Origin of the sequence: Neptunomonas sp. (genome assembly GCF_016744175.1) — a bacterium.
Lineage (GTDB): Bacteria > Pseudomonadota > Gammaproteobacteria > Pseudomonadales > Balneatricaceae > Neptunomonas.
In genome coordinates this window covers 1-3,302 of record NZ_JADGEV010000095.1, presented here as the reverse complement: position 1 = coordinate 3,302, position 3,302 = coordinate 1, and the positions used below count along the sequence as shown (strand labels likewise).

4 protein-coding genes are annotated in these 3,302 nt (G+C 46.3%); all 4 read left to right on the top strand.

The window, feature by feature from the left end; all coding sequences use genetic code 11:
- The coding region (locus QZZ55_RS19945; protein WP_293269175.1) for an ATP-binding cassette domain-containing protein at positions 1-741 on the top strand (741 nt) is incomplete at its 5' end.
- Between the two features lie 32 nt (positions 742-773).
- Entirely contained in the window at positions 774-1,709 is a 936-nt protein-coding gene (proW, locus tag QZZ55_RS19940) for a glycine betaine/L-proline ABC transporter permease ProW (protein ID WP_293269174.1), read from the top strand.
- A 78-nt stretch (positions 1,710-1,787) separates the two neighbouring features.
- Entirely contained in the window at positions 1,788-2,813 is a 1,026-nt protein-coding gene (gene proX / locus QZZ55_RS19935; protein ID WP_293269173.1) for a glycine betaine/L-proline ABC transporter substrate-binding protein ProX, read from the top strand.
- A gap of 88 nt (positions 2,814-2,901) precedes the next feature.
- The coding region (locus QZZ55_RS19930) for an MmgE/PrpD family protein (protein ID WP_293269172.1) at positions 2,902-3,302 on the top strand (401 nt) is incomplete at its 3' end.

Here is a 3,302-nt window from a genome sequence, read left to right as displayed (position 1 = left end):
CTGAGGGCCCAGGAGGCGCTACTACAAGTAGGCCTAGGAGAGCACGGCGACAGCTATCCTCATCAATTGTCTGGTGGTATGCAGCAACGCGTCGGGCTTGCTAGAGCCCTGACTAACGACCCTACTATTTTGCTGATGGACGAAGCCTTCTCAGCTCTTGATCCATTGATTCGCCACGAGATGCAGGGAGAACTGATCCGCTTACAGCAAGAGCAGGCACGTACCATTGTCTTTATCTCACACGACCTTGATGAAGCAATTCGTATTGGCGATCGCATTGCCATTATGGAAGGCGGACGTGTTGTTCAGATTGGCACACCAAAAGAAATCATGCTCAATCCTGCTGATGAGTATGTTGAATCTTTCTTCAAAGGTGTTGATGTCAGCAAGATCCTTAAAGCAGGAGATATAGCCAATCACGAAAGCGCCTGCACCATTCGTATTAATGGCTCTGTTCAACCTTTTAACCCAGCGAACAATCAGTTTGGTTACCTACTGGATAACAGTGATAAGTTGCAAGGTGTCGTGCCCCTTATCTCTGTTGATGCACAAGCAAGTGTCAGTTCATTGGTAGAGCAACAATTTGACCAACACCACAGTGTCTACAGTGACGACATGATTAGCGATGTTGTAAAAAAAGTCGCTAACTCTGAATACCCGCTGCCTGTCATAGAACGTAACGGCACTTTTTGCGGAGTGATAACCAAAGAATTGATGCTGAAGACTCTAAGTAATCACTGAGTTTACGAATAATTATACCAAGGTAAATTATAATGTCTGAATTTAGCCTGTTAGATCCATTTCAGTATCTCAGTATCCCACTGGGCGAATGGGTAGAAAGTGCACTCAATTATTTAGTGCAAAACTTTCGTAGCTTCTTCCGTGCCATCCGCTGGCCAATCGACCAGGTATTAGACCTGTCTGAAACAATCCTGCAATCAATCCCGCCCTCTATCGGCATTATTCTGTCATCACTAATGGGCTGGCAATTAGCAGGAAAAAAAATGGGCGTGTTCTGTTTTATTACGCTGACTTTCCTCGGCCTAATTGGCGTTTGGTCTGAATCTATGACAACCCTGTCTCTTGTTCTGACTGCACTTTTTTTCTGTGTTGTATTTGGTATTCCTCTAGGCATTCTTTCCGCTCGAAGCGATCGTATCGAACGTATTGTGCGTCCTGTACTCGACGCTATGCAGACACTTCCTGCATTTGTTTATCTAGTCCCTGTCGTCATGCTGTTTGGTATCGGTAACGTTCCTGGCGTTCTAGTAACCATTATTTTTGCTCTTCCGCCATTAGTACGCCTAACAAACTTGGGGATTCGACAAGTTCCTGAAGATAAAATTGAAGCGGCACGCGCTTTCGGATGTACCCCTCGCCAGATGCTAATTAAGGTTCAGTTGCCGCTGGCTACCCCGACTATCATGGCCGGTGTAAACCAGACTCTGATGCTCTCGCTATCGATGGTCGTCATTGCATCAATGATTGCCGTAGGTGGTTTGGGGCAAATGGTATTGCGAGGTATTGGGCGATTAGACATGGGGCTTGCGACCGTGGGCGGCGTTGGTCTAGTGCTTTTAGCAATATTCCTTGACCGCCTGACTCAAGCCATGGGTGAACGAGCCGGTGTAAGTAATACCTTACATTGGTACGAGACCGGCCCTATAGGCTTTTTAGTACGCGGCTATCGCAGCATGCAAGCTAAATAAGGTTGGCTAGTAAAACAATCGAATAAAAAAGTAGCACTTAAAACACTCACTAAAAATAAACACAATGAGGAATTAGCGATGATGCAATCACGCTTAAAAGAACTTTCTAAGACTATTTTTAAATTGACTGCAGCGGCATCTATTACAGCCCTGACCATGACAAGCACCGCTTCTGCTGAAGCAATGCCAGGAAAAGGGGTCGAAGTGACGCCTATTTTCCCAACCATTGCTGAAGAACGCTTCCGCGGGGAGATCGCTATCGCAGGTTTGGAAGCGCTGGGTTATGAGGTTGAGGAACCCAAAGAAACAGAATATGCCACTATGATGCTAGCGTTGTCTTATGGCGATGCAGACTTCAGTGTTCACGCTTGGGAAGAGCTTCATAAAACTTTCTATAAAAAAGCGGGCGGCGACGAAACGTTGGTTAAAGCCGGCGATGTTATCCCAGGCGTATTGCAGGGTTACCTAATCGATAAGAAAACAGCTGACAAGCACAACATCACTAAGCTTACTGACCTAAAAAAGCCAGAGATTGCTAGGCTCTTTGATGCTGATAACGACGGTAAAGCTGACCTAACAGGTTGTAACCCTGGATGGGGTTGTGAGCTAGTGATTGATCATCATATGAAAGCATATGGTCTGGAAGACACCGTTAGCCATAACCGTGGCTCTTACTTTGCACTGATGGCAGATACCATTACTCGCTATAAAGAAGGACAGTCAATTCTTTATTACACATGGGTACCACAGTGGATTGCTGGCGTACTGGTTGAAAATAAAGACGTGGTTTGGCTTGAAGTGCCACATACGGATCTACCCGATGGCAATAACGACGCTAATACCAGCTTTAATGGTAAGAACTTGGGCTTCGCTGTGGACCAGATTCAGTCAGTTCTGAACAAAGAGTTCGCTGAAGAAAACCCAGCAGCAACTAAATTCTTGTCGTTGGTTCAGATCAGTGCCAGCGACGAAAGTGCACAGAACCTGAAAATGCAAAATGGCGAAAAATCTGTAAAAGATATCAAACGCCACGCTCAAGAATGGATTGCCGCTCATCAAGAAAGTTATGACAGCTGGCTAGCAGCGGCTCGCGCCGTTAAATAAGCCTGTCGGCCTAACAAGTTAATGTCAGCAAAAAGGCACCTTGAGTGCCTTTTTAGTCTCTGTGTTTTCTTCTGACATACCGGAATAGATGATGTCTCTATATAACTTTGTACAGAACCTACATTTCAATCAGGTGCCACAACATACCCGCAACCTAGTTAGCACTTCATTGTTGGATATTATCGGTGTACTTGCTGGTGCAAAGAGCAACCAGACGACTTTAAATATCTGCAACTATGCAGCCAAACATTACCCGGCTGCGCACCTGAGTTGTCGGCTCTTATTTGATAACCGTAAAGTAAGTCCTATGGGTGCCGCTTGGGCAGGAGGCTTTAGTGCCGACAGCTTAGATGCCCACGAAGGTCATTTCACCTCCAAAGGGCATGCTGGCGCTACTGTAGTGCCCGCCCTTTTGGCACTCGCGGATGCGTGTCGTGATCAGGGCCGTGATATCAGTGGAGAGGAGTTCCTGAGCGCTGTCACCATCGC

Bases quoted from the DNA above. Each gene is read 5' to 3' on its own strand.
- proW (WP_293269174.1), top strand. From the start codon at position 774: ATGTCTGAATTTAGCCTGTTAGATCCATTTCAGTATCTCAGTATCCCA.
- proX (WP_293269173.1), top strand. From the start codon at position 1,788: ATGATGCAATCACGCTTAAAAGAACTTTCTAAGACTATTTTTAAATTG.